This is a genomic window from Rhizobium hidalgonense, assembly GCF_002914525.1.
Classification (GTDB): domain Bacteria; phylum Pseudomonadota; class Alphaproteobacteria; order Rhizobiales; family Rhizobiaceae; genus Rhizobium; species Rhizobium hidalgonense.
This window is the reverse complement of record NZ_LODW01000070.1, coordinates 220,360-244,524: the sequence shown is the minus strand read 5'-3', so window position 1 is coordinate 244,524 and position 24,165 is coordinate 220,360. Positions and strand designations below refer to the sequence as shown.

23 protein-coding genes, 1 other RNA gene and 1 pseudogene are annotated in these 24,165 nt (G+C 61.7%); 17 read left to right on the top strand and 8 right to left on the bottom strand.

Annotation, left to right across the window (positions count from 1 at the left end; translation table 11 throughout):
- The 3 genes from ATY29_RS23410 to ATY29_RS23400 form a co-directional block, all read right to left on the bottom strand.
- Positions 1 to 2,115: a mechanosensitive ion channel family protein gene (locus ATY29_RS23410; protein ID WP_003566376.1), complete on the bottom strand. Its 2,115-nt coding sequence runs from the start codon at positions 2,113 to 2,115 to the stop codon at positions 1 to 3.
- Between the two features lie 170 nt (positions 2,116 to 2,285).
- Positions 2,286 to 3,317: a phosphogluconate dehydrogenase (NAD(+)-dependent, decarboxylating) gene (gene gnd, locus ATY29_RS23405; RefSeq protein WP_003566378.1), complete on the bottom strand. Its 1,032-nt coding sequence runs from the start codon at positions 3,315 to 3,317 to the stop codon at positions 2,286 to 2,288.
- A gap of 138 nt (positions 3,318 to 3,455) precedes the next feature.
- A complete protein-coding gene (locus tag ATY29_RS23400; protein ID WP_003566380.1) occupies positions 3,456 to 3,938 on the bottom strand; it encodes an SRPBCC domain-containing protein in 483 nt (160 codons plus the stop codon).
- A 55-nt stretch (positions 3,939 to 3,993) separates the two neighbouring features.
- Between ATY29_RS23400 and ATY29_RS23395 the strand changes: the two genes are divergently transcribed.
- The 3 genes and pseudogenes from ATY29_RS23395 (at position 3,994) to ATY29_RS23385 (ending at position 6,030) form a co-directional block, all read left to right on the top strand.
- A complete protein-coding gene (locus tag ATY29_RS23395) occupies positions 3,994 to 4,326 on the top strand; it encodes an ArsR/SmtB family transcription factor (RefSeq protein WP_003566382.1) in 333 nt (110 codons plus the stop codon).
- A 77-nt stretch (positions 4,327 to 4,403) separates the two neighbouring features.
- Positions 4,404 to 4,971: pseudogene (locus ATY29_RS23390) on the top strand (helix-turn-helix domain-containing protein).
- 66 nt (positions 4,972 to 5,037) lie between these two features.
- Positions 5,038 to 6,030, top strand: a complete 993-nt coding sequence (locus ATY29_RS23385; RefSeq protein WP_097533161.1) for an NAD-dependent epimerase/dehydratase family protein — start codon at positions 5,038 to 5,040, stop codon at positions 6,028 to 6,030.
- Between the two features lie 88 nt (positions 6,031 to 6,118).
- Here the strand turns inward: ATY29_RS23385 and ssrS are convergent.
- The 3 genes from ssrS to ATY29_RS23370 all read right to left on the bottom strand — a co-directional run bounded on the left by ssrS (position 6,119) and on the right by ATY29_RS23370 (position 7,129).
- Positions 6,119 to 6,277, bottom strand: a non-coding RNA gene (gene ssrS / locus ATY29_RS23380) — 6S RNA.
- A 69-nt stretch (positions 6,278 to 6,346) separates the two neighbouring features.
- Positions 6,347 to 6,724, bottom strand: coding sequence for a cell division protein ZapA (locus tag ATY29_RS23375; protein ID WP_003566385.1), 378 nt, complete (start codon positions 6,722 to 6,724; stop codon positions 6,347 to 6,349).
- Between the two features lie 129 nt (positions 6,725 to 6,853).
- Positions 6,854 to 7,129, bottom strand: a complete 276-nt coding sequence (locus ATY29_RS23370) for a DUF4164 domain-containing protein (protein ID WP_037091544.1) — start codon at positions 7,127 to 7,129, stop codon at positions 6,854 to 6,856.
- A gap of 333 nt (positions 7,130 to 7,462) precedes the next feature.
- On the opposite strand from ATY29_RS23370, the gene tkt reads away from it, so the two are divergent.
- The 8 genes from tkt (at position 7,463) to ATY29_RS23330 (ending at position 17,378) form a co-directional block, all read left to right on the top strand.
- Positions 7,463 to 9,436, top strand: a complete 1,974-nt coding sequence (gene tkt / locus ATY29_RS23365; RefSeq protein WP_097533160.1) for a transketolase — start codon at positions 7,463 to 7,465, stop codon at positions 9,434 to 9,436.
- Positions 9,437 to 9,517: 81 nt separating this feature from the next.
- Positions 9,518 to 10,528, top strand: coding sequence for a type I glyceraldehyde-3-phosphate dehydrogenase (gap, locus tag ATY29_RS23360; protein WP_097533215.1), 1,011 nt, complete (start codon positions 9,518 to 9,520; stop codon positions 10,526 to 10,528).
- Between the two features lie 241 nt (positions 10,529 to 10,769).
- Positions 10,770 to 11,084, top strand: a complete 315-nt coding sequence (locus ATY29_RS23355) for a hypothetical protein (protein ID WP_025417010.1) — start codon at positions 10,770 to 10,772, stop codon at positions 11,082 to 11,084.
- A 160-nt stretch (positions 11,085 to 11,244) separates the two neighbouring features.
- Positions 11,245 to 11,424 carry a hypothetical protein gene (locus ATY29_RS23350; RefSeq protein WP_003566395.1) on the top strand — a complete coding sequence of 60 codons (180 nt, stop codon included), beginning with the start codon at positions 11,245 to 11,247 and terminating at the stop codon, positions 11,422 to 11,424.
- Positions 11,425 to 11,717: 293 nt separating this feature from the next.
- A complete protein-coding gene (locus tag ATY29_RS23345) occupies positions 11,718 to 13,592 on the top strand; it encodes a potassium/proton antiporter (protein ID WP_003566396.1) in 1,875 nt (624 codons plus the stop codon).
- Positions 13,593 to 13,661: 69 nt separating this feature from the next.
- Complete coding sequence (locus ATY29_RS23340; RefSeq protein WP_025417012.1) at positions 13,662 to 14,864, top strand: phosphoglycerate kinase; 1,203 nt, start codon at positions 13,662 to 13,664, stop codon at positions 14,862 to 14,864.
- A gap of 311 nt (positions 14,865 to 15,175) precedes the next feature.
- The gene (locus ATY29_RS23335; protein ID WP_097533159.1) at positions 15,176 to 16,201 is read left to right on the top strand and encodes a class I fructose-bisphosphate aldolase; all 1,026 of its coding nucleotides are present in this window, start codon (positions 15,176 to 15,178) and stop codon (positions 16,199 to 16,201) included.
- A 253-nt stretch (positions 16,202 to 16,454) separates the two neighbouring features.
- Entirely contained in the window at positions 16,455 to 17,378 is a 924-nt protein-coding gene (locus tag ATY29_RS23330; protein WP_003566403.1) for a PhzF family protein, read from the top strand.
- Positions 17,379 to 17,400: 22 nt separating this feature from the next.
- Here the strand turns inward: ATY29_RS23330 and ATY29_RS36960 are convergent, their stop codons facing one another.
- Complete coding sequence (locus ATY29_RS36960; RefSeq protein ID WP_003566405.1) at positions 17,401 to 17,565, bottom strand: hypothetical protein; 165 nt, start codon at positions 17,563 to 17,565, stop codon at positions 17,401 to 17,403.
- 174 nt (positions 17,566 to 17,739) lie between these two features.
- Between ATY29_RS36960 and ATY29_RS23325 the strand changes: the two genes are divergently transcribed.
- The 3 genes from ATY29_RS23325 to rcdA all read left to right on the top strand — a co-directional run bounded on the left by ATY29_RS23325 (position 17,740) and on the right by rcdA (position 20,218).
- The gene (locus ATY29_RS23325; protein ID WP_003566407.1) at positions 17,740 to 19,053 is read left to right on the top strand and encodes an MFS transporter; all 1,314 of its coding nucleotides are present in this window, start codon (positions 17,740 to 17,742) and stop codon (positions 19,051 to 19,053) included.
- A 66-nt stretch (positions 19,054 to 19,119) separates the two neighbouring features.
- The gene (locus ATY29_RS23320; RefSeq protein ID WP_003566409.1) at positions 19,120 to 19,311 is read left to right on the top strand and encodes a DUF1192 domain-containing protein; all 192 of its coding nucleotides are present in this window, start codon (positions 19,120 to 19,122) and stop codon (positions 19,309 to 19,311) included.
- A gap of 391 nt (positions 19,312 to 19,702) precedes the next feature.
- Positions 19,703 to 20,218 carry a protease adaptor protein RcdA gene (gene rcdA, locus ATY29_RS23315; protein ID WP_097533158.1) on the top strand — a complete coding sequence of 172 codons (516 nt, stop codon included), beginning with the start codon at positions 19,703 to 19,705 and terminating at the stop codon, positions 20,216 to 20,218.
- A gap of 136 nt (positions 20,219 to 20,354) precedes the next feature.
- On the opposite strand, the gene rpmE is transcribed toward rcdA, so the two are convergent.
- Positions 20,355 to 20,576 (bottom strand): 50S ribosomal protein L31, encoded by a 222-nt coding sequence (gene rpmE / locus ATY29_RS23310; protein ID WP_003566413.1) that lies wholly within the window; start codon positions 20,574 to 20,576, stop codon positions 20,355 to 20,357.
- Positions 20,577 to 20,769: 193 nt separating this feature from the next.
- On the opposite strand from rpmE, the gene ATY29_RS23305 reads away from it, so the two are divergent.
- From ATY29_RS23305 to ATY29_RS23295, 3 genes are all read left to right on the top strand, one after another.
- A complete protein-coding gene (locus tag ATY29_RS23305) occupies positions 20,770 to 22,575 on the top strand; it encodes an ABC transporter transmembrane domain-containing protein (RefSeq protein WP_025417013.1) in 1,806 nt (601 codons plus the stop codon).
- A gap of 144 nt (positions 22,576 to 22,719) precedes the next feature.
- A complete protein-coding gene (locus tag ATY29_RS23300; RefSeq protein ID WP_097533157.1) occupies positions 22,720 to 23,712 on the top strand; it encodes a Bug family tripartite tricarboxylate transporter substrate binding protein in 993 nt (330 codons plus the stop codon).
- A gap of 120 nt (positions 23,713 to 23,832) precedes the next feature.
- Entirely contained in the window at positions 23,833 to 24,021 is a 189-nt protein-coding gene (locus ATY29_RS23295; RefSeq protein ID WP_003566419.1) for a YegP family protein, read from the top strand.
- Positions 24,022 to 24,165 lie beyond the last annotated feature (144 nt).

The following is a 24,165-nucleotide window of genomic DNA, read 5'->3' as shown; positions in this document are numbered from 1 at the left end:
CTATGCCGCCGGTTCGCCATTCGCCCGCGCATGGGCGGCGTAGCGCGCCACGGCCGCTTCGACCTCCGCGTCGCGATCACCCGCCACCTGCACCGTCGGCACAGCGAATTCGATGCCATTTTCCTTGAAGGCATTGCGGATCATCGCCAGCGCATTGCGGCGGATGACGAATTGTTCGCCGGGCTTCGTCATCATCGACAGCCGGATTTCGATGGCGAATTCGCCGAACTGCTCGACACCCTTCATCTTCAGCGTCTCGATGATATGAGGGCCGAATTCCGGATTATCGAGCAGCGTCTGGCCGATCTGCTTGATCACCTTCTTCGCCTTGACGAGATCGGTGTCGTATTTGACGTTGAGGCTGATCTTGTCGATCGTCCAGTCGCGGTTGAGGTTCTTCACCGCGCCGAGTTCGCCGAACGGCACCGTCGTCAGCGGCCCGCGATGATGCCTGAGCTTCACCGAGCGCAGGCTGAAAGCCTCGACCACACCCTTGTGGCTGCCGCTTTCGATATATTCGCCGATGCGGAAAGCATCATCCCAGAGATAGAACATGCCGCTGATGACGTCCTTGACGATCGTCTGCGCGCCGAAGCCGACCGCGACGCCGACGACACCGGCGCCGGCGATCAGCGGCCCGATCTCGATGCCGAGGCCGGAGAGCACCATCAAAACCGCGATGACGGCGATGACGACGGCCAGGATATTCCGGAAGATCGGAAGCAGCGTCTGTATCCGGGCGCGTTTCGCCTTCTCCTCATCCGTCGCGCCCCCATCGAGCGGCGAGTCGAGCAGCTTTCCGTCGATAAAGGCTCTGACGACGTGCCAAAGCAGATCTGCAGCAAGCAGGATGACGATGCCACCGATGACGCCGCGAGCGATCTTGTCGACCATCGTGTCGCCGGCAGCCATCGTATCGGCGCCGACGCCGAGCATACGCCCGAGCCAGACGGCGGCAACGGCAATGATCAACGCCCGCACGCCCCGGTCGAGCAGAACGGTCGCAATGCGGCGCGTCGCCAGGAAGCTCGCTTCGGTCTGCTGCAGTGATTTCACCGCCAGCGTCGAAACGGCAAGCACGCGCGGCAGGAGCAGCACATAGATGCCGAGCCAGAGAAGCCAGTTGAAGCCTGCGACCCAAAGGCTCCAGAGCAGCAGGAAATAAACGGTGAGTGCCCAGGAGATCCCGTGACCGCGCTTCTCATCCTTGTGCGGCCGCGACCAGACCGCTTCGATCGCGATCAGCAGCAAGCCGATACCGAGGATGTAGCCGACGAGGAGCCGCGCACTCGGGGAATAGGCGAGCGGCTCCATCGATTGGATCGCCGCCCAGCCAAGCATGAAATAGATGACGAAGGTCGCGCAGCGACGGTACCAGAAGAGCGCAACGGCACGCCCCGGCATGGTGGGAGCGGTTATGCCCTGCCGTTCTTCCTCGGTCCGCGCCAAGCCGATGAGATCGACCAGCACACCGCCGAGACAGATCGTGAAGCGTTGAACGACGAGCGCGACGACGCAGACGATCGCTATGCTCTGGCTGAGCGGTGGCCAGCCGAGGCTGAGCAGCGCAAGCACGGTTGCCGCCGCGAAGATCAAAGCCGGGATGACCCGCGGCGCCAGATGCATGCCGGCCATCGCAGCCAGCCGACGACGGCGGCGGCGGAAGGCATAGCGGGCAATGCTCTCGACAATCGCGCCGACCAGGAAGATCGCCAGGAATTGCGCCACCATGCGCGGCCAGCCATTGGCGGCGATTTCGCCGAAGAACAGCGATGACGCGTTGCCGACCTGAGAGGGTAAAGTCATCGCCGCATCGGAAACCATCGAGACATGTCGGCGGGCATGCTGCAGCAGACCTGACAGGACCGACATCTGGTCCGCACCGGCAGAAGCGCCGGCAGGTGTCGTCGCCATCTGCGTCGCCATCCACTGTTTGACTTCGGGCGTCTGCATGAGTTGCATCATCTCACGCACCTGCGCCGGCGGGGCGGCCGCGGTCGGCAACTGCGCCGGCGATGTCTGTGCAATGCTTGGCGAGGCCACCCCAAGCAGCACGACCAGTGCCAGTATTCCTGACATGGCGGCCTTCAACACCCCTGTCCCGCTACGCTCCATCACCGCCCTCCAATGGAGTGTCGGCCACTTGGACGAAGCAGCCCTGACATTTCCCGTTCGGCAATGGATACTCGCGACCGCTGCCGCCAGCAAGCGGTAGCAACCCCATACCGAGGGCTAGGAAGGTTGAGGCGCCTCCCTATATGGAAGGCGCCGAAAGCCTCTGCCCGTCAGGATTTGGCAGCCGGCTTTTCCACGTGGCCGCCGAAGCCCGCGCGCATCGCCGACAGGACCTTATTGGCGAATTCGTCATTGTCGCGCGAGGAGAAGCGGCCGTAGAGCGCAGCACTCAGCACCGGCGTCGGCACGCTTTCGTCGATCGCCGCCATGATCGTCCAACGGCCTTCGCCGCTGTCGGAGACGCGGCCGGCATATTTCGACAGTGCCGGATCGGCATGCAGCGCATCAGCCGTGAGATCGAGCAGCCAGGAGGTGATGACGCTGCCGCGGCGCCAGACTTCGGAGACGTCCTGCAGATTGAAGTCGTATTGGAAATGTTCGGGATGGGCGAGCGGCGCGGTTTCCGCATCGGCCACATGCGAAGCAGCCCCGATATTGGCGTGTTTCAGGATATTGAGACCTTCGGCATAGGCGGCCATCAGGCCGTATTCGATACCGTTGTGCACCATCTTGACGAAATGGCCGGCACCATGTGGACCGCAATGCAGGTAACCCTGTTCGGCGGTGCTCGCCGCAGCGGCTTCCGCGCTGCGGTTCGGCGAAGCTTCCGTCGTGCCGACGCCGGGCGCCAGCGCCGCGAAAATCGGCGAAAGGTGCTGGACAGTGCCCTTCTCGCCGCCGATCATCAGGCAGTAGCCGCGCTCCAGGCCGAAGACCCCGCCGCTGGTGCCGACATCGACATAATGAATGCCCTTGGTGATCAGTTCTGCGCCGCGGCGGATATCGTCGTGGTAATAGGAGTTGCCGCCGTCGATGACGATATCGCCGTTTTCAAGCAGCGGCACCAGGCTCGCCAGCACCTTGTCGACGATTGCCGCCGGCAGCATCAACCAGATGGCTCTGGGATGGCTGAGCTTCGAGACGAATTCTTCGAGCGAAGCACTGCCGGTCGCGCCGAGGCCGGCGAGTTCGGCAACGCTTTCCGGCCTGGTGTCGTAGACGACGCACTCATGACCACCCCGCATCAAGCGCTGGACCATATAATTGCCCATGCGGCCCAAACCGACCATGCCAAGCTGCATAACGAAATCTCCTGAAATCCGAGATGAAGTATCGAATCCGGAAATTAGCACCCGCAGTGTGACAGGCAAGCGAAGTCTCGTCCCCATCGACACATGCGACGATTGCGCCGCCGATCTCCTTGATGCCTGACTTGCTGGTCAGGCATCCGGCGCGCTGGCCGGCTCTCCCTTCATTTCGCTGAGGAACATGCCCTCGCGCAGATTGATGCCGTATTCGACGAAGGCCTTCATGCTGCAAAGCATCTGCGTCCAGCCCTCGCAGTTGAGATAAGTGCCGCGCCGGCCGGCCTCATCCTCGCGCCAGCCGTTTTCGGCAATCGTCACCAGCGTGCCGCCATCTTCCAGCGGTTTGAAGTTCATCTCCACCAGCGTCTTGTATCTCGTCTTGTCCTCAGCCGTGCCGCCGTCCCAGCGGAGCACGATGCGGCTTTCCGGCACCAGCTCGACCACTTCGACCGGCGCGTCTTTCCACCAGGTCACTGTCGTGCCCTGGACGAGCGGCGCGCTCGCCCCGCCGATCGTGGTGAAATAGCTGCTGAGCTTCTTCGGGTTGACGACGGCATCGAACACTTCTGCGACGGGGCGGCCGATGCGGCCGGAAACACGGATTCCGAGAGACATGATACTTCTCCTCTTCTCCATTGCACCTGGGATCATTATGTTATAAAAACATAACATGTCAAGCGAATCGAGAGACGACCCCGTTTTCAAGGCACTGGCGCATCATCGCCGCCGCGAAATCCTCGACCTGCTCAAGGATGCCCCCCGCACGACAGGGGCGCTCTGCGATATGTTTCCGCAGATGGACCGCTGCACGGTGATGCAGCATCTGAAGGTGCTTGAAGACGCCGATCTGGTCGTCGCCAGGAAGGAGGGCCGCGAACGCTGGAACCACCTGAACAGCCTGCCGATCAAGCAAATCTACGATCGCTGGATCAGCGCCTATGCCGGCCATGCGCTGTCGATCCTCGACCGGCTGAGAAGCGATCTCGAAGGCCAGCCGGAATAAACATCCGGCTGCCGGACCGACTTGCCTGCTGGCTCGCCGAAACCCTATGCCGGCCGAAAAAATGGGATGCAGCGCAGATGACGATATCGGGGTCAGGCATTCGCCGCATGCGGCTGCTGCGTAGCATGAAGCAGCAGCATCTCGCCGAACTCCTCGGCATCAACCAGGCGACTGTTTCGCGTTGGGAGCAGGATCAGCTCTCCCTCTCACCGCAGCAGGCCGTCAGGCTGGAGCGGATTTTTTCCTCGTCGCAACATGCCGCAGCCGATACAGCGCTCAAGCGGCTGGTCGAGGATTCCGTCCGGCCGGTGCATCTGATCTGCGACGTCAGCCACCGGCTGCTGTCCGCCTCCCGCCCGCGCCAGGCGGAATGACGCGCACCGCTCGCCGCCTTTCTCGGCCGCTCGCTTTTCTCTTACGCATCCGCTGAAATCGCCGCCACCGAACAGTCTCTAGACGAGCGTGGCTGGCATGAAGGCAGGCTCCTGTCGCTGACGTTCGAAACCAGCGCCAATGACGATGCATCGATGCCGATCGCAGCCGGCCGGGTGACCTGGGAGCGGATCACCCTTTCCGACGGGAGTGCCGGCCGGCTCGTCACAACAGTCGACTGAGCCTGCAGCTTTCCTGCATTGCCATGCATAATTTATGCGTTGTGCCCATACACCGGCCTTTATAGCGTCCACCGCCGAAGAGTGAGGAGAGGATGCGATGACGATACTGGTGACGGGAAGTGCAGGGCATCTCGGCGAGGCGCTGATACGCACCTTGAGAGTGCAGAGCCGGTGGGCGCGCGGTATCGATATCAAACCTTCGGCCTTCACCGATAGCATCGGATCGATCGGCGACCGCGACTTCGTCAGGCAGGCGATGTCAGGCATCAGCCGCGTCATCCATGCCGCAACGCTGCACAAGCCGCATGTCGCGACGCACGGCAATCGCGATTTCCTCGACACCAATGTCGGCGGCACGATGAACTTGCTCGAAGAGGCCGCCGCCGCTGGCGTTTCAAGCTTCGTCTTCACCAGCACCACCAGCGCCTTCGGTGCAGCATTGACGCCGGCCGAAGGCGAACCCGCAGCATGGGTCACCGAGGACGTGCTTCCTATAGCGAGGAACATCTATGGCGTGACGAAACTCGCCGCCGAAGGCGTCTGCGAACTCTTCGCCCGCAAATCCCGTCTCCCCGTCGTCATCCTCAGGACCTCGCGTTTCTTTCCCGAAAGCGATGACGATCCCGGCATCCGCAACGGATACTCGGCCGAAAATGCGCAGGGCAACGAGCTGCTTCATCGCCGCGTCGATATCAGCGATGTGGTCGGCGCCCATTTGCTGGCGCTCGAAAGGGCGCCGGCCATCGGCTTCGGCCGCTTCATCGTCTCGGCCACGACGCCCTTTTCGTCAGGCGATCTCGCAGCACTCCGGCGAGACGCCCCCGCAGTCGTCGAACGGCTCTTTCCGGGTGCCGGGGCTCTCTATGCCGAACGCGGCTGGAAGATGTTCCCCACGCTCGATCGCGTCTATGTCAACGAACGCGCAAGGCGCGAACTTGGCTGGCAGCCGCGATATGATTTCCGCTTCCTGCTCGATTGCCTGCGTGAGAACCGTGAATGGCGAAGCCCGCTGGCGCTCGACGTCGGCGCCAAGGGTTATCACGAGGAAGTCTTCGCCGAAGGACCTTATCCAGTCGACCAACGTCAATAGATCCGTGAGGGTGGGAGGAACCAATCTAAGACACACGAGATCGCATCCGCCCGCCGATCGGCGTTATCGTTGGCTAGATGAGGGAAAGGTGCGATCCACGACCACCGATGGAGGTTTACGATCCTGGGTGCCTACAAACGTAGGTGGGCGCCGTGTGTCCAGGCCCACGGGCCTGGCCAGGGACAGCTCCCTTTGGATCGAGTATGGCCCCAGGGATTGTGGTTCCTGTCGAGAGGCGCAGACCGCATCGCGATATATAAGGTCGTTTGCGCCGACACGCCAGTGGCCACTGCAAGTCGGGCTTATTTAATTGAGATTAGTTGAGTTCGGGGCCGGGCCGGCCGTTCAGCTTGTCAGTGATGCCGCGGATGCGGGTTGAAACCTCACTGAGCGCCGCCGCCAGATTTTCTTCGGTACGGGCGGTGGCCGCAAGCACCGTGTCGCGGTTGCCGCGCAAAGACTCCAGTTCGGATTCCAGCCCGGCGACGCGGCGCGTCAGTTCGGCAATCTCGTCCACAATCATGATACCGGCCATCACCGTGATCCTGAGATCGCCGATTTCCCCGAACTGCCCCTTGAGATGGCCGACATAGCGGTCGAAACGGGTGGCGAGATCGGTCAGGTGATCCTCCTGCCCTTCCTCGCAGGCCATGCGATACGCCTTGCCGTCGATCGTTACCGTCACCTGCGCCATAGCAAACTCTCTTTATGAGAGCATGATGCCGAAAAGTGTGCGCTGTTTTCGGACATCATCATGCTCAAACTCTTAAATTAGAACAGGATTTCTGATTTTGGGCCAACCTGGCCCAAAAATCATCCTGTCCTAGCGATCCAGAACCGCGCGGATCGTTTCCATGGCCGTCACCAGCCGCCGCGATACCTCGCGGTTGACTTCCTCAAGCCGGTTGGCGCGGAATTCGGCTTGGTCGAGCTCCTGCGCCAGCCGGGAGCGATCGGCGTGCACGCGCCGCACCTCGCCCTCGATCTCGCCCTGCTCGCGCTCCCGCTCGACGCGCACGTCGACGGCGTTTTCGAGGCTCGAAATCGCCTGTCTCAATTCGTTGAGCGCTGCTTCCATGGTTTTGCCTGTGGGCATCATGCTTTCCCGAGTCTCGCGCAGGATCCGCGAATCGGCACGCCGCGCCGATCCTGCGATTTCAAAAGGATATGCAGCTCGCCGACGGCCCGTCAATAAATCCTGTCACTTGCCCACCGGCCTATCTTGTGGATGAGCGTTTTAGATATCCTCGCCACACACGATTTGTCTTTTGTACAATCGCGCGATCAAATGTCAAAAATCGCGGCGGCCGGCCCGGATTTGGCGTCCCATTTATTGACTTGCCAGCGCCAACTGCTATGTGTCTGCCGCTTTCACTCGATGGTCTTGGAGGCTCGAGGCCATCCCCCGACACCCGGAACTTGCGGAAAAGCCATGACCTCTCCCGAACAACATGACCGGATGGCGAATGCGATCCGTTTCCTCGCCATGGACGCCGTCGAAAAGGCGAACTCCGGTCACCCGGGCATGCCGATGGGCATGGCCGATGTGGCAACGGTCCTGTTCACCAAATATCTGAAGTTTGATCCGAAGAAGCCGCACTGGCCGAACCGCGATCGCTTCGTACTCTCGGCCGGCCATGGCTCGATGCTGCTCTATTCACTGCTCTATTTGACCGGTTATCCCGATATGACGGTCGAAGATCTGAAGCAGTTCCGTCAGATCGGTTCGAAAACCGCCGGCCATCCGGAATATGGTCACGCCACCGGCATCGAGACGACGACCGGTCCGCTCGGCCAGGGCATTGCCAATTCCGTCGGCATGGCGATTGCCGAACGCAAGCTGCGCGAGGAGTTCGGCTCCGATCTTCAGGATCACTATACCTATGCGATCTGCGGCGACGGCTGCCTGATGGAGGGCATCAGCCATGAAGCCATCGCGCTCGCCGGCCACCTGAAGCTGAACAAGCTCATCCTGTTCTGGGACAACAACTCGATCACCATCGACGGCGCTGTGTCTCTCTCGGACTCGACCGATCAGATCGCCCGCTTCAAGGCCGTTCACTGGAACACGATCGAACTCGACGGTCACGATCAGGCTGCCATTGCCGCCGCTATCGAGGCTGCTCACAACTCCGACCGCCCGACCTTCATCGCCTGCAAGACGATCATCGGCTTCGGCGCGCCGAACAAGCAAGGCACGCACAAGGTCCATGGCAACCCGCTCGGCGCCGAGGAAATCGCCGCCACCCGCAAGGCGCTGAACTGGGAATACGAACCATTCGTCGTCCCGTCGGATGTCTTGGACAGCTGGCGCGCCGCCGGAGCCCGCTCCGTCGATCTCGTCAAGGCATGGGAAGATGGCCTCGCCAACGCCCCCGCCAAGGCTGAGTTTAGCCGCCGCATGGCAGGCGAACTGCCGGAAGGTTTCGACGCCGCGATCAGCGCCTATAAGAAGAAGCTCGCCGAGACCAAGCCGACTGTTGCCACCCGCAAGGCTTCGGAAGACGCGCTTGAGGTCATCAACGGCTTCCTGCCGGAAACGCTCGGCGGCTCCGCCGACCTGACGCCGTCAAACAACACCAAGACCAGCCAGATGCACTCGATCACGCCGACGGATTTCGCCGGCCGGTACATGCATTGGGGTATCCGTGAGCACGGAATGGCCTCTGCCATGAACGGCATCGCGCTGCATGGCGGCCTCATTCCCTATAGCGGCGGCTTCCTGATCTTCTCGGATTATTGCCGGCCGCCGATCCGCCTCGCTTCGCTGATGGGCATCCGCGTCATCCACGTCCTGACGCATGACTCGATCGGCGTCGGCGAAGACGGCCCGACGCACCAGCCGGTCGAACAGCTCGCCGGTCTGCGCGCCATCCCGAACCTGATGGTCTTCCGCCCGGCCGACGCCACGGAAACGGCGGAATGCTGGCAGATCGCCGTCAAGACGCACAACCGTCCGTCCGGCCTTGCCTTGACGCGCCAGAACCTCACGGCAACCCGCACCGAATACAGCGAAAAGAACCTCTGCGAACAGGGTGCTTATACGCTGGCCGGCAATGCCGACGCCAAGGTGACGATCTTCGCCTCCGGCTCGGAAGTCGAAATCGCCGTTGCCGCCCGCGCAGCCCTCGAAGCCAAGGGTGTCACGGTGCGCGTCGTATCGGTTCCCTGCACGGAACTGTTCTTCGAGCAGCCGGACGCCTACCGCAAGGAAATCCTTGGCAACTCGTCGGTCAAGATCGCCGTCGAAGCCGCCGTCCGCGAAGGCTGGGATGCTTTCATCGGACCGGAAGGCACTTTCATCGGCATGAAGGGCTTCGGCGCTTCCGGCCCGGTGAAGGATGTTTACAAGCATTTCGGCATCACTGCCGACGCCGTCGTTGCGGCCGCGGAAGCAAAGCTTTAATGAGGGCGCCTTGAGGCGCTCTCCATCTCCTCAATTCCAGGCCCTTTCTATCGGGCTCTATTCTATCGGGAGTGAATGAACATGACAGTCAAGGTTGCCATCAACGGTTTCGGCCGCATCGGCCGCAACGTCCTGCGCGCTATCGTCGAATCCGGCCGTACCGACATCGAAGTCGTCGCCATCAACGACCTCGGCCCGGTCGAAACCAACGCCCACCTGCTGCGCTACGACTCCATCCACGGTCGTTTCCCGGCAACCGTGAAGGTCGAGGGTGACACGATCATCGTCGGCAACTCCAAGCCGATCAAGGTCACGGCGATCAAGGATCCGGCAACGCTGCCGCACCGCGAGCTCGGCGTCGACATCGCGATGGAATGCACGGGCATCTTCACGGCACGTGACAAGGCCGCCGCTCACCTGACAGCCGGCGCCAAGCGGGTCATCGTTTCGGCGCCTGCAGACGGGGCCGACCTCACGGTCGTCTTCGGCGTTAATCATGACCAGCTCACCAAGGAGCACATGGTTATTTCCAACGCGTCCTGCACCACCAACTGCCTGGTGCCTGTTGTGAAGGTTCTCGACGACGCCGTCGGCATCGACCACGGCTTCATGACGACCATCCACTCCTACACCGGCGACCAGCCGACGCTCGACACGATGCACAAGGACCTGTATCGCGCCCGCGCCGCCGCCCTCTCGATGATTCCGACCTCGACGGGCGCTGCCAAGGCCGTCGGCCTCGTTCTGCCGCATCTGAAGGGCAAGCTCGACGGCACCTCGATCCGCGTTCCGACCCCGAACGTTTCCGTCGTCGACTTCAAGTTCGTCGCCAAGAAGGCGACCAGCATCGGCGAAATCAACGAAGCCATCCAGGCAGCTGCAAACGGCAAGCTGAAGGGCATCCTCGGCTACACCGACGAGCCGCTTGTCTCGCGCGACTTCAACCACGACAGCCACTCCTCGATCTTCGCAACGGATCAGACCAAGGTCATGGAAGGCAACTTCGTGCGCGTTCTGTCCTGGTACGACAACGAGTGGGGCTTCTCCAGCCGCATGTCCGACACAGCAGTCGCTTTCGCCAAGCTCATCTGAGTGCTCTCACAGCATCGACAGACAAGCGGCCCGGGAAACCGGGCCGCTTTTTTTGGCATGCGCAAACGAAGCCGCTCCTTCCCCGGACTGCTATCTTTTCGTCCATTGCCGGGATGAGATCTGTTAGGATAACTCGACTGGGCATTCGAAAATGCCCAGTTTCCTCGCGCCGCATCGGGCCACCGGCCAGGCGCGGAACGCCAATACCGTGCGGCAGCTGTCGCCAATATGAGAGAGATGGATGGATTACTTTACCGTAGAAATCGCCGGCCGCGCCGTTGCCAGCTTTCGCTCCGAAAATCATGAGGATGCGACGCATTTCTTCGAGGCGGAAGACTTCCGCGACGACCTGACCATCCTGGAGTCCGAGGGTAAGCCCCTGTGGGACCGCAAGGCCGCGCTCAGCCTGCGCAAGGCGACCGCCGAAGAAGCAAGCGAAGTCGAACATGCCTATGAATTCGACGACGACCCCGAACGGACCATCGAGGACGAGTTCGTCGTTTTCCTCGTGCCGGTCGCGGATCTGACCGACGAGGGCGAGGACACCGAAGACTGATTCCGGCTTTGAAAGCCACACCGAAGCGACGGGTTCGGTGTGGCGTTGCCGCTCGCAGGCAGGGCTGGATGACGGGTTGGCAATCCGCTGACCAAGCGTGATAGATTGAGGATATGCGCAACGCTGCACAATGGTTGAAATGAATTAAGTGAGGCGATAAATGGCAGAGGCACAAAAACGCTTGTCCCACTCCACCCTCAAGCGGCGGCAGCGGTTTCACCGCAAGCGGGACGTCAGACCTGCCGTACTGGCAAAGGCTAATCGTCTGGTCATTTGGGTTGCCGCCTTCATCGGTCTTTCGTTCCTCGCCATCGTTACGCTCCAGGCAGTGTTGGGATAGCAGAGCGGCGGACCGGCAGGAAAAATCCGTGCCTGTCTCTTTTGCCCTGCTCTCGCCTGATTTTCCTATACATTCTTTATAGAGATTTTCTCCCGTAGCATTCCGTGTCGGCTGGCCCTCCGGCAGCCGTTCAGCAGCATGATGCAGCATCGCGACGAGGTTAAGCCGCAAGGCCTACCCTTCTCTGACGTTTTGCCGTTTACTGATGGACCGCCGCGCGTGAGGAGAAGTTGGATGAAGGCGGATCGGCCGGCTGGCCGCATACGTGAAGCAGTCGATGGAAAGGGGTGGGCATGGAAGCGTTCTACATCGTGGTGCTGGTCTCGACGGCGCTCGTGCTTCTTGCCGCTTTTTCAAGCCTGCTCGCCTTCCGCTTCGGCGCCCCGCTGCTACTGCTTTTCCTGATGATCGGCCTTGCCGCCGGCGTCGACGGCCTTGGCATCGAGTTCAGCAACAATTACCTCGCCTATATTCTCGGCTCCATCGCGCTGGCCGTCATCCTGTTTGATTCCGGCTTCGGCACGCCGATGCAGGCTTTTCGGCTGGCGGCCGTGCCCTCGCTGGCTCTCGCCTCGGTCGGGGTGCTGATCACCGCCTCGCTCTTTGCCGTCGCCGCCATGTGGCTTTTGAATTTCACCTGGCTGGAAGGCCTGCTGCTCGGTTCGATCGTCGCATCGACCGATGCCGCCGCCGTCTTCTTCCTGCTGCGCATCGGCGGCATCAACATCCGCGATAAGGTGCGATCGACGCTGGAGGTCGAATCCGGCACCAACGATCCCATGGCAATCTTCCTGACCATCGCCCTTGTCGAGGTGCTGGCAAGCGGCGAGCGTTACGCCGGTATCAATATCGGCATGCTCGCCATGTTCGTCCAGCAGATGGGGCTCGGCGTCATTCTCGGCCTGCTCGGCGGCATGATGATCGTGCTGATCGTCAGCAAGCTCGATACGGACCGCGGCCTGACGCCGATCTTCGTGCTGGCGCTCGCCCTGCTCGTCTTTTCCTTCACGGGTGCTGTCGGCGGCAGCGGCTTCCTCGCCGTCTATGTCGCCGGCATTTATGCCGGAAACCGCAAGATGCAGGCGATCGGCACCATCAAGCGCTTCCAGGACGGCATGACCTGGCTGGCGCAGATCATCATGTTCCTGGTGCTCGGCCTGCTCGCCACGCCGTCGCAATTCCCTGTGATCATCGTGCCGGCCATCCTGCTTGCCCTATTCCTGATCTTCATCGCCCGACCGCTGGCGATCTGGCTGTCGCTGCTTCCCTTCGATTATACGCAGCAGGAAATCGGCTTTGTCGCCTGGGTCGGCTTGCGCGGAGCGGTCTCCATCCTGCTTGCCATCATGCCGATCCTCGGCGGCCTGGAAAACGGCCAGATCTATTTCAACACGGCTTTCATCATCGTGCTGGTCTCCCTGCTCCTGCAGGGCTGGACGATCAAGCCCGTCGCCAAGAAACTCGGCCTGATCATTCCGCCCCGCATCGGCGCCGTCGACAAGGTCGAGGTCGACCTGCCGGGCGCTGCCAACCACGAGCTGCTCTCCTACCGCGTCATCAAGGACAGCCCGGTGCTGCGCGGCGAGCGCATTCCGCGCTGGGCGACCCCATCGCTGGTCATCCGCGACGGCAAGTCGATGCGCTACCAATATGCCGGGCGGCTGCGCGAGAACGATCTCGTCTATCTCTTCATCGTGCCGAGCTATTCGCGTCTGCTCGACCGGCTCTTCGCCAGCCGTGCGCCGGTCGATGAGGACGATGCCGAATTCTTCGGGGCCTTCGCGCTCTCTCCGGCCCGTCCCGCCGCTGATCTCGACGCCGCCTACGGTCCCGGCCTGCTCAACGAATCCGAAAAAGGCCTGACGATTGCCGAACTCATGCGCCAGCGTCTCGGCGGCAAGGCCGATTATGCCGACCGCGTCCGCCTCGGATCGATCATTCTCATTGTCCGCGATCTCGATGAGCACGACCACATTACCTCGGTCGGCATGTCGCTCGAGGCGGTCGAACCGGCGATCACGCTGCCGATCTTCATCAATCTCAAGGACATTACAGAGCGGGTCCGCGAACGGCTGAAGGGGCGCCAGAGGCGGGAGGCGGCGACCTCCGAAGCCGCTCCGAAAGCAGCGGCCGGACGCACCGAAGGCACACACGAAAACGGTGGCTGAACGCCTTGCGTCTCGAATGATCCTTGCTATGGTCGGCGCAATTTCCGCCAACCAAGACTGGATCTCCCCATGCCTTCCTTCAAGACCCTCGACGATCTCACTGACATCCGCGGCAAGCGCGTTCTCGTCCGCGTCGACCTCAACGTCCCGGTCAAGGATGGCAAGGTCACCGACACGACACGCATCGAGCGTGTGGCGCCGACGATCCTCGAACTGTCCGAGAAGGGTGCCAAGGTCATCCTTCTGGCCCATTTCGGCCGACCGAAGGAAGGCCCTTCGCCGGATCTGTCGCTGTCGCTGATCGCCCCTTCCGTCGAGGAAGTATTGGACCATGCCGTGTCGACGGCCTCCGACTGCATCGGCGATGCCGCCGCCTCCGCCGTCGCCGCGATGAATGACGGCGATATCCTGCTTCTGGAAAACACCCGCTTCCACAAGGGCGAGGAAAAGAACGACGCCGACTTCACCAAGGCGCTTGCCGCCAACGGCGACATCTATGTCAATGACGCCTTCTCCGCCGCCCACCGCGCCCATGCCTCGACCGAGGGTCTCGCCCACCATCTGCCGGCCTATGCCGGCCGCACGATGCAGGCCGAGCTGGAGGCGCTGGAAAAGGGCCTCGGCGATCCCGCCCGCCCAGTCGTCGCGATCGTCGGCGGCGCCAAGGTCTCGACCAAGATCGACCTCCTGATGAATCTCGTGAAGAAGGTCGATGCGCTCGTCATCGGCGGCGGCATGGCCAATACCTTCATCGCCGCCCGCGGCACCAATGTCGGCAAGTCGCTCTGCGAGCATGATCTCGCCGAAACCGCCAAGCAGATCATGATCGAGGCCGCAACCGCCGGCTGCGCGATCATCCTGCCGGAAGACGGCGTGATTGCCCGCGAGTTCAAGGCGGGCGCCGCCAACGAGACGGTCGATATCAATGCCATTCCGACCGATGCCATGGTGCTCGACGTGGGACCGAAATCGGTCGAAGCCATCAACGCGTGGATCGAGCGCGCTTCGACTCTCGTCTGGAACGGCCCACTCGGCGCCTTCGAGATCGAGCCTTTCGATGCAGCAACCGTCGCTGCCGCGAAATACGCCGCTGAGCGCACTGCGGCCGGCAAGCTCACCTCCGTTGCCGGCGGCGGCGACACGGTGTCTGCGCTAAACCATGCCGGCGTTGCCGGCGATTTCACCTATGTCTCCACAGCCGGCGGCGCTTTCCTCGAATGGATGGAAGGCAAGGAGCTTCCCGGCGTCGCCGTCCTCAACGCCGCTCGGTAACGAGCCTGTGCATCGGCCTGACAATCGGGCCGATGCGTCCGTGTTGAAATGTTGCACCGTCGTTGGTGCTTCAAAAAGCGCGCGGCGCTGAAAGCCGATTTGACAGGTTTTACATGTGGATAGACCGCGGGAGCCAAAGCGCTTCCGCGGTCTTTTGCTCACGCGGCGGAAAAAATCCCATTTTTTCAAACGATTGAATTGATTTCAATCGTTTCAGTGACTTAGCCTTCCATTTTCCTCTCTATAAACTTCTGTTATCGCCGTCCTATATTCTTAAACTGCCGATGTTTAATGCTGTGGAGAGAACGAGAATGAGCGAACGACTGGAAGACATTGCCGTGCAGATGGTTGCGGGCGGCCGGGGACTGCTTGCGGCAGATGAATCGACCTCCACCATCAAGAAGCGTTTCGACACGATCAACCTGGAATCGACCGAGACCAGCCGCCGCGATTACCGCGAGATGCTCTTCCGCTCCGACGAGGCGATGAAGAAATATATCTCCGGCGTCATCCTCTACGAAGAGACGCTGTTCCAGAAGGCTGCGGACGGCACGCCTTTCGTCGACATCATCCGCGCTGCCGGCTCCATTCCTGGCATCAAGGTCGATACTGGCGCCAAGCCGATGGCCAACTATCCTGGCGAAACCATCACCGAAGGCCTCGATGGGCTCGGCGAGCGCCTCGCCCGCTATTATGAGGCCGGCGCCCGTTTCGCCAAGTGGCGCGGCGTCATCGCCATCTCGTCGTCGCTGCCGACCCGCGGCTCCGTCCGCGCCAACGCTCAGGCGCTCGCCCGTTATGCCGCACTCTGCCAGGAGGCCAAGATCGTGCCGATCGTCGAGCCGGAATGCCTGATGGACGGCAAGCCGGGCGACCACACGATTGACCGCTGCGCCGAAGTCACCGAATCCACGCTCCGCATCGTTTTTGAGGAACTGGCCGATGCCCGCGTCAGCCTCGAAGGCATGATCCTGAAGCCGAACATGGTCATCGACGGCAAGAACGCCCGCAAGGCCTCGGTGGCGGAAGTGGCCGAGCGTACCGTGCAGGTGCTGAAGCGCACGATTCCTTCAGCGGTTCCCGGCATCGCCTTCCTCTCCGGCGGCCAGTCGACCGAAGAGGCGAGCGCACACCTTTCCGCCATCAACGCAACCGCCGACTTGCCCTGGTTGGTCACCTTCTCCTACGGCCGCGCCCTGCAAGACAGCGCGCTCAAGGCCTGGAACGGCAAGCCTGAGAACGTCGCCGCCGGCCAGCGCGAATTCACCCACCGCGCCGAGATGAACAGCCTCGCCGCCCAGGGCAGCTGGAAGAAGGACCTGGAAAAGGCCGCCTGATTTTTGCGCTTAAGATTGCGCGGGGGCGGCAACCGCAACGTTGCGGCCCCTGCCCCACCCTCTCTTTCTCCCTTCCTGTGCTCGTCACGGGAATGGAGAGACGCCGCCCTTCCCATACGACGGATCGCCAGCAAGGGTACGCAAGAAATCAGCTCGACGCGAGATTGCCCCCTCATTGTCACGGCGACAAGAAACCGCTTCGTCCAGTCAAAAACCGTGATTATTCATAGCGGCAGCCGCAACAGGAGCCGCCATGGACACCCTCTCCTACGTCACCCTCGATGTCTTCACCTCCACCCGTTTCGAGGGCAACCCGCTTGCCGTGATCTCCGATGCGCGGGGTCTGAGCGATGCGGCGATGCAGAGGATCGCCACCGAGTTCAACTATTCCGAGGTGACCTTCGTCCTGCCGCCTGAAGACCCCGAGAACTCCGCCCGGGTGCGCATCTTCACCCCGACGATGGAAATACCCTTTGCCGGCCATCCGAATGTCGGCACCGCTTATGTGCTCGGCCAGCAGGCGGAGATCTTCGGCAAGCCGGTCGGCGAGAAGCTGCGCTTCGAGGAAGAAGCCGGAATCGTCGAGGTCAGCCTCAAACGCAGCGGCGGAAAGGTCGCGGCAACAGCCATCCGCGCGCCACAGCCGCTGGCGATCGGCGATGCCATTGCCGAGGAAACCATCGCCCGCTGCATTGGGCTCGAGCCCGGCGCCGTCGTTAAGACCAGCCACGTGCCGGTCTTTGCCTCGGTCGGCCTGAATTTCGCCATTGCCGAACTGAGCGGACTTGAAGCACTGGCCGCCGCCCGCCCGAACCTCGCCGGTTTCCAGGCGGCCGCCGGTCGGCAGACGACGAGCGGCCACGACTTCTCGCTCTTCCTCTATGTCAGGACACCCGAAGATCCCTGGGAGGTCCGCGCCCGCATGTTCGCGCCGCTCGACAACGTGCCCGAAGATCCAGCGACCGGCAGCGCTTCGGCCGCACTCGGCGCCTATCTCGTCTCGCTTGCGCCGGACTCCGACATGGACGTCCGCATCACCATCGAACAGGGCGTCGAAATGGGTCGCCGCAGCATCATCGCACTCGATGTCGCGAAATCTGGCGGCATCGTCACCGATGTCGTCATCTCGGGAAGCTGCGTTTCCGTCATGCGCGGAGAAATTATCTTGCAGGCCTGACGATTGCTCCCTGCATCTAGGATTACATCAGGAAATCGCGCGATAGCAGCGCCAATGCCCAGACCGCGAAAGCGATCAGCGCGATCTTCCAGAAATCCATCCGCCGCCTGAGGCCGGGAAGCCCGAGCGGCTTGATCACCTGTATCGCCATGGCAAGGATGAGCAGCAAGGCTATCAGCTTTGTCATGCTTTATTTTTTCCGTTTTTCGGAATGTCACAGGACGGACATTTTTCCGCGCGAACAAGAGGATCTCGACACGCCGTAAAGAAATTCCGGGGCACAATCAATCATCTTGAGGCTGGGCCGACTGAGGTCGTGCCTTATGTCCATTGCAAATCGCTTAAGACCGAGTCTGGGGAAATGAAGAGAAATCTGCTGTCCGTCGCCGCGCTGCTGTTTGGCACGCTCTTCCTTTTCATGGGCAATGGTCTGCAGGGCATCCTGCTTCCCGTGCGCGGCAATCTCGAAGGCTACGCCACGACGACGCTCGGCCTGCTCGGTACGTCCTGGGCGGGGGGCTTCGTCATCGGCTGCCTGGTGGCGCCGAAACTGGTGCGCCGCGTCGGCCACGTGCGCGCCTTCTCCGGCTTCATTTCGATCATCGCCATTATCGCGCTGGTCAGCGGCATTATCATCGATCCGATCTGGTGGGTGATCTTGCGCGCCGTCACCGGCTTCTCCACCGCCGGCACCTCGATGATCATCGAAAGCTGGCTGAACGAGCGCGCCAGTAACGAGAGCCGCGGCGCGATCTTCTCGCTCTACATCGGCATCACGCTGCTCGGTGTCGTCGGCGGCCAGATGATGATCCCGCTCGAGGATGTGCGCACGCCGGTGCTGTTCATGATCTGCGGCATTTTCTATTGCATCGCCATGCTGCCGACGACGCTTTCGACCGCCGCTTCGCCGCAGCCGCTGAAGGCGGTACGCCTCGACCTGCCGGCGCTTTACCGCAATTCGCCGGTCTCCTGCCTCGGCATCCTGCTCGTCGGCATCGCCAATGGCGCCTATGGTACGCTCGGCGCCGTCTTCGGCGCCGGCGCCGGCCTCTCCGACACCAGCATCGCCGTCATGATGAGCGCCACCATCTTCGCCGGCGCCATGATGCAGCTGCCCGCCGGCCGGCTTTCCGATCGCATCGACCGGCGCTATGTGCTCGCCGCGATGTCGGCGATCGCCGCCCTTGCCGGCTTGCTGATCTTTTTGCTCCACCCGACGTCGCCCGCCCTGCTGATTGGGCTCGTTGTCCTTTACGGCGCGGTGGCCAATACGCTCTATCCGATCGCTGTCGCCCACGCGAACGACTTCGCGGCGTCGGAAGATTTCGTGAAGGTCTCCGGCGGTCTGCTGCTGCTCTACGGCATCGGCACGGTGATCGGCCCGACGATCGGCGGCCCCGTCATGTCGGTGATCACCCCGCATGCGCTTTTCCTCGTCACTGCCATCTCCCACGTGCTGATCACCGTTTACGCCATCATCCGGAGCCGCATCCGCGCCGCCGTTCCGGCCAGCGACCGCGACGCCTATACGACGATTCCGACCGGCACCTCGCCGATGCTGACGCCGCAAAGCATGTCGCTTGCCGATCGCGGCCCCAAACCTCCCGAAACTGGCAAATCTCCTGAAACTGGGAAGTCTCCCGAAAGCGGCGATCCTGCTGTAAAGTTCGGCTAGCAGTTCCAGGAAAAGCGCGAAGGGTTTTCCCGGGAATTGCTCCAGACAGCAAACGGAGGACGAACCATGAGCTTTATCGATGACGACCGGCCGCAAAAGAAGACCGCCCACGAAATCGGCGCCGATCTCGCCATGCTTTCGGTGGACGAGCTGAAGGCTCGGGTGGAATTGCTGAAGACGGAGATCGCCCGTCTCGAAGCCGAGGCCACCCGCAAGGCCTCCGGACGGCAGGCGGCGGAAAATTTCTTCCGCTCGTGATCCGAATAAACCCCAGAAAACGAGGCGATAGGCGGACAAAATCAGCCCGCCCTAAGTCTTACTTCGGCACAATGTTAATAATATATTAAGCTTTATAAGATATTACTGTACTCATCCGGATTTTCTCTGGATTTCAGACAGTTTTCCAAGCGGTGAATTGGTCTGATTTTTCTCCCTGTTTTACCTTGAGAGCCGCTTTTGCGGCTCTTCTTTTTCCCATGGCCGGCGCATTTCCACGAAACTGTGGAGATTAACCCTTTCTTAAGAAACGGCTTGCGCATTTGGGCTAATGATACCATCTTAAAGTCATAAAGACCGGCACAGGAAACTTTTCCGTCTGTGCCGGCGTTACCTGAATTATAAGTAGCTGCGTGCAACAGGGACTCTTGCGATGTCGGAAGTTGGATTGAACACGATCAGTTTTGCGGGCCGCGCCGCGGCATCCTCGCAGTTCAAGGCACTTTATGCGGAAGGCATGTCGCTGGTCGAAGAAACTGCCGCCTATCTCGACGGCCAGGGCCGCGCCGCTTCAAAGGTTCTGCCACGGATGGCCTCGGTTCTCTACGCCGCGGAATCGATGCGTCTCACCACTCGCTTGATGCAGATGGCCTCCTGGCTGCTGTTGCAGCGCGCCGTCAACAATGGCGAAATGTCTCGGGACCAGGTTCTGGCAGAGAAGAACAAGGTTCGCCTCGACGGCTTCAACGTTGACCGCGCCGCGCCCGGCTGGAGCGACTTGCCGGAATCCTTCCGCGACCTCGTCGAACGCTCGCTGCGTCTGCAGAACCGCATTGCTTTGCTCGACCGCGAGATCCACCGCCCGTCCGAAGCCGTGATCGTTCACGACAATCAGAACAGCGTCCAGGCCCAGCTTTCCCTACTGCAGACTGCCTTCGGCAACAACTGACCGGATCTGCGAGAATTCCATACAAACCGGCTGCGTCCGACGCGGCCGGTTTTCTTTTGCCTGAACGCCGGCTTCCCGAACACGCAAAAAAGCCCGGCAAAACCGGGCTCTTTTCGAATTCCGTCAGCAGAAGCGATTAGAGGCCGAGGCCGCCGAAACGCTTGTTGAACTTGGAGACGCGGCCGCCGCGGTCCATGAGCTGCTGGTTGCCGCCGGTCCACGCCGGGTGCGACTTGGAATCGATTTCGAGGTTCATAACAGCGCCTTCCGAACCCCAAGTCGAGCGGGTTTCGTATTCGGTGCCATCGGTCATGACCACCTTGATCATGTGATAGTCGGGATGGATGCCTGCCTTCATAACAATCTTCCTGCGATACCGGAGTTCAATTTGCCGCATGCAGTTGCGGCCACCGAACCGATTGAATAAATGAAGCCGCAGTCGTGATGGCTACGGCTTCCCATTAGGATGGCGTGCCTATACATGAAGGGCGCCTAGATAACAAGAGCCAACAGCCCGCATTGCGCGGGTCCTGAGGGTGATCGGAGACGATTTGGCAGAGCAGCAGGCACAGGCTGAGGAAAACAAAAGGCGGTCGCTACGGCCGCTCGGCAGGCTGACGCCCTACGTCATGCGTTATCGCGGCCTGGTGGCCGGTGCGCTGACGTCGCTGGCGCTTGCCGCCATCACCTCGCTGGCGCTGCCGCTCGCCGTACGTCGTATGATCGATCACGGCTTCACCCAGTCCGACGGTCGCTTCATCAACAGCTACTTCGCCATGCTGATGATCATGGCTGTCGTTCTCGCGGTCGCAAGCGCACTGCGCTATTATTTCGTCATCACCATCGGCGAGCGCATTGTCGCCGATCTCCGCCGCGATGTCTTTTCTCATGTGACGCGGCTGTCGCCTTCGTTCTTCGACGTCAACCAGTCCGGCGAGATCGTCTCGCGCCTGACCGCCGATACGACGCAGATCAAATCCGCCGTCGGCGCCACGGCCTCGGTGGCGCTCAGAAACCTCATTCTCTGCATCGGCGCGATGGGCATGATGATCGTCACCTCGCCGAAGCTTTCGAGCCTCGTCATCGGGGCGATTCCGCTGATCGTCTTCCCGCTCGTCGCCTTCGGCCGCTCGGTACGCAAACGCTCCCGCGCCGCCCAGGACACGCTTGCCGATGCCTCCGCCTTTGCCAACGAGACGATCGCCGCGACCCGCACCGTCCAGGCCTTCAACGGCGAGGATGCCGCAGCTACGCGTTACGGTGCCGCCGTCGAATCCGCCTATGAAGCGGCCCGCGCCGCCATCCGCTCGCGCGCACTGCTAACCGGGATCGCCATCACGCTGATCTTCGGCAGCGTCGTCGCCGTGCTCTGGGTCGGCGCCCACAGCGTGCTTGCCGGCACGCTTTCGGCTGGCACGCTCGGCCAGTTCCTGCTCTATGCGGTCATCTCAGCCGGTTCGCTGGGCGCGCTGTCGGAAGTCTGGGGTGAACTCTCGCAGGCCGCCGGTGCCGCCGACCGGCTAACCGAGCTTCTCGACGAAGTCTCGCCGATCGCTGCCCCCGCCCATCCGCAAGCTCTTCCTTCGCCCAGCCTTGGCCGTGTCGAATTTTCCAACGTGCATTTTGCCTATCCCTCGCGCCCCGGCAGGTCGGCGCTGCATGGCTTGAGCTTCGCTATTGCACCGGGCGAGACCGTTGCCATCGTTGGGGCTTCCGGTGCCGGCAAGAGCACCGTTTTTTCGCTGCTGTTGCGCTTCTACGATCCGCAGCAGGGCAGCGTGACGATCGATGGTGTCGACGCGCAGATGACGACCCCCGACGAGTTGCGCCGTCGCATTGCCATCGTGCCGCAGGATGTCACCATCTTTGCCGCCTCGATCCACGACAACATCGCCTTCGGCCGTCCCGGTGCCTCGCGTGACGAGGTCCGTGCCGCAGCCCTTGCCGCCCAGGCCGACGAGTTCATCACCCGGCTGGATCAGGGTTATGAGACCGAGGTCGGCGAACGCGGCGTGACGCTCTCCGGCGGCCAGCGCCAACGCATCGCCATCGCTCGTGCCATCCTGAAGAACGCGCCCGTGCTGCTGCTCGACGAGGCAACCTCCGCGCTTGACGCCGAAAGCGAGACACTGGTGCAAAAGGCGCTCGACGGCCTTGTCGACGGCCGCACGACGCTCGTCATCGCCCATCGCCTCGCAACCGTGTTGAAGGCTGACCGCATCCTCGTCATGGATCAGGGTCGCGTCGTTGAGGAGGGCACGCATCAGAGCCTGATCCGCCACGGCGGCATCTATGCACGGCTGGCGCGGCTGCAATTCGACGCCGCCAACGAGGATGTGCTCGCCGCGGCGAAATAGGCCGCCATGCGCTTCTCCGCCGATAGCGACTAAAGTCTGACCTCTCACGCGCCTGCCCGCGGTTGTCATTCGCGTCTCCTGCCCTACCCTCTTCATGCCCCGGGGTGGGGATATCGCTGTTGAAATTCTTGGGAGAAGATAGGAATGGCGCTTTTCGATATGACGCGACGTGCGGGCCTTGCGCTCGGGTTCGGTCTGCTTGCGGCCTTTGCATCAGGCGCGTCTGCCGCGGCTGCGGATTTTCCCGACCGGGCGATCACCATGGTCGTGCCCTTCGCGGCCGGCGGCTCGACCGATGTGGTTGCCCGCATCGTCGCACAGAAGATGTCGGAGGATCTCGGCCAGCAGGTGATCGTCCAGAACGTCGCCGGCGCCGGCGGCAATCTCGGCGCTGGCAACGTCGCCCGCGCAGAACCCGACGGCTACACCATTCTGATGGGCACCGTCGCGACCCACGCGCTCAATCCCCTGATCCTCAAATCGACTCCCTATGATCCCGAGAAGGATTTCGCGCCGGTCTCGCTGCTTGTCGTCGTGCCGAACGTGCTGGTCGTCAATCCGGAATTGCCGGCAAAGACCGTGCAGGAGCTGATCGCACTGCTGAAGGCCGAGCCCGACAAATACAGCTATGCCTCGTCGGGCAACGGCACGCCGCTGCATCTGTCCGGCGAACTGTTCAAGTCCATGGCTGGCGTCAGCATGCAGCATATTCCCTATAAGGGCGCCGGCCCGGCCTTGAACGACGTGATCGGCAATCAGGTGCCGATCATGTTCGACAACCTGCCCTCGTCATCGAGCCATATCAAGGCCGGCACTCTACGGGCGCTGGCGGTGACCACGGCCAAACGCGCGCCCTCCTTCCCCGATGTGCCGACGGTCGCCGAGTCAGGCATACCGGGTTATGAGACCTACACCTGGAATGCGCTTTTCGCCCCGGCCAAGACGCCGAACGAGGTTGTGACGCGCCTCAACGCCTCGGCCAAAAAGGCGCTCGCCGACCCCGCCGTTGCCGAACGGATGAAGGAATTCAGCGCCACCATCGTCGGCTCGACGCCGGATGAACTCGCCGCCCATGTCAAGGCCGAGCTCGCCAAATGGGGCCCAGTGGTCAAAGGCGCAAACATCCAGATGGAATGACGTCGGCGGCTGCAGAACGCTCTAAGCAGCCAATTCTAATTAAGGCAGTGGAAAAGCTCGCCATTTTGATCTAGCCTCCCTGACGCTGATGGTTGCAATTCAGCGTTTCGGGAGACATCCATGTATAAATTCGAAGTTTATAAGGATAAAGCCGGCGAGTTCCGCTTCCGCTTCAAGGCATCGAACGGGGAAACCATGTTCCTTTCCGAGGGCTACAAGGCGAAGGCGTCCGCCATGAGTGCCATCGAATCGATCAAGAAGAACACGCCCAGCGCCGACGTCGTCGACCAGACGAAGGCCGAAGCCTGAGCAGAAGCAGCGGCGGCGCAAAACGCCGCCCTGCCCCTCCGCGCGATAAGCCGGCGCCTCGAGCCCGGCCTGTTTGCCTGTGGCTCGCGCCATTTTTCTTTTTTGCAGAATTGTTGAAAACCATGTCGAAATGACCGCTGGTCT

Excerpts from the sequence above, each read along its gene's own strand:
- ATY29_RS23410 (WP_003566376.1), bottom strand. The coding sequence starts at position 2,115 with ATGGAGCGTAGCGGGACAGGGGTGTTGAAGGCCGCCATGTCAGGAATA.
- gnd (WP_003566378.1), bottom strand. The coding sequence starts at position 3,317 with ATGCAGCTTGGCATGGTCGGTTTGGGCCGCATGGGCAATTATATGGTC.
- ATY29_RS23400 (WP_003566380.1), bottom strand. The coding sequence starts at position 3,938 with ATGTCTCTCGGAATCCGTGTTTCCGGCCGCATCGGCCGCCCCGTCGCA.
- ATY29_RS23395 (WP_003566382.1), top strand. The coding sequence starts at position 3,994 with ATGTCAAGCGAATCGAGAGACGACCCCGTTTTCAAGGCACTGGCGCAT.
- ATY29_RS23385 (WP_097533161.1), top strand. The coding sequence starts at position 5,038 with ATGACGATACTGGTGACGGGAAGTGCAGGGCATCTCGGCGAGGCGCTG.
- ATY29_RS23375 (WP_003566385.1), bottom strand. The coding sequence starts at position 6,724 with ATGGCGCAGGTGACGGTAACGATCGACGGCAAGGCGTATCGCATGGCC.
- ATY29_RS23370 (WP_037091544.1), bottom strand. The coding sequence starts at position 7,129 with ATGATGCCCACAGGCAAAACCATGGAAGCAGCGCTCAACGAATTGAGA.
- tkt (WP_097533160.1), top strand. The coding sequence starts at position 7,463 with ATGACCTCTCCCGAACAACATGACCGGATGGCGAATGCGATCCGTTTC.
- gap (WP_097533215.1), top strand. The coding sequence starts at position 9,518 with ATGACAGTCAAGGTTGCCATCAACGGTTTCGGCCGCATCGGCCGCAAC.
- ATY29_RS23355 (WP_025417010.1), top strand. The coding sequence starts at position 10,770 with ATGGATTACTTTACCGTAGAAATCGCCGGCCGCGCCGTTGCCAGCTTT.
- ATY29_RS23350 (WP_003566395.1), top strand. The coding sequence starts at position 11,245 with ATGGCAGAGGCACAAAAACGCTTGTCCCACTCCACCCTCAAGCGGCGG.
- ATY29_RS23345 (WP_003566396.1), top strand. The coding sequence starts at position 11,718 with ATGGAAGCGTTCTACATCGTGGTGCTGGTCTCGACGGCGCTCGTGCTT.
- ATY29_RS23340 (WP_025417012.1), top strand. The coding sequence starts at position 13,662 with ATGCCTTCCTTCAAGACCCTCGACGATCTCACTGACATCCGCGGCAAG.
- ATY29_RS23335 (WP_097533159.1), top strand. The coding sequence starts at position 15,176 with ATGAGCGAACGACTGGAAGACATTGCCGTGCAGATGGTTGCGGGCGGC.
- ATY29_RS23330 (WP_003566403.1), top strand. The coding sequence starts at position 16,455 with ATGGACACCCTCTCCTACGTCACCCTCGATGTCTTCACCTCCACCCGT.
- ATY29_RS36960 (WP_003566405.1), bottom strand. The coding sequence starts at position 17,565 with ATGACAAAGCTGATAGCCTTGCTGCTCATCCTTGCCATGGCGATACAG.
- ATY29_RS23325 (WP_003566407.1), top strand. The coding sequence starts at position 17,740 with ATGAAGAGAAATCTGCTGTCCGTCGCCGCGCTGCTGTTTGGCACGCTC.
- ATY29_RS23320 (WP_003566409.1), top strand. The coding sequence starts at position 19,120 with ATGAGCTTTATCGATGACGACCGGCCGCAAAAGAAGACCGCCCACGAA.
- rcdA (WP_097533158.1), top strand. The coding sequence starts at position 19,703 with ATGTCGGAAGTTGGATTGAACACGATCAGTTTTGCGGGCCGCGCCGCG.
- rpmE (WP_003566413.1), bottom strand. The coding sequence starts at position 20,576 with ATGAAGGCAGGCATCCATCCCGACTATCACATGATCAAGGTGGTCATG.
- ATY29_RS23300 (WP_097533157.1), top strand. The coding sequence starts at position 22,720 with ATGGCGCTTTTCGATATGACGCGACGTGCGGGCCTTGCGCTCGGGTTC.
- ATY29_RS23295 (WP_003566419.1), top strand. The coding sequence starts at position 23,833 with ATGTATAAATTCGAAGTTTATAAGGATAAAGCCGGCGAGTTCCGCTTC.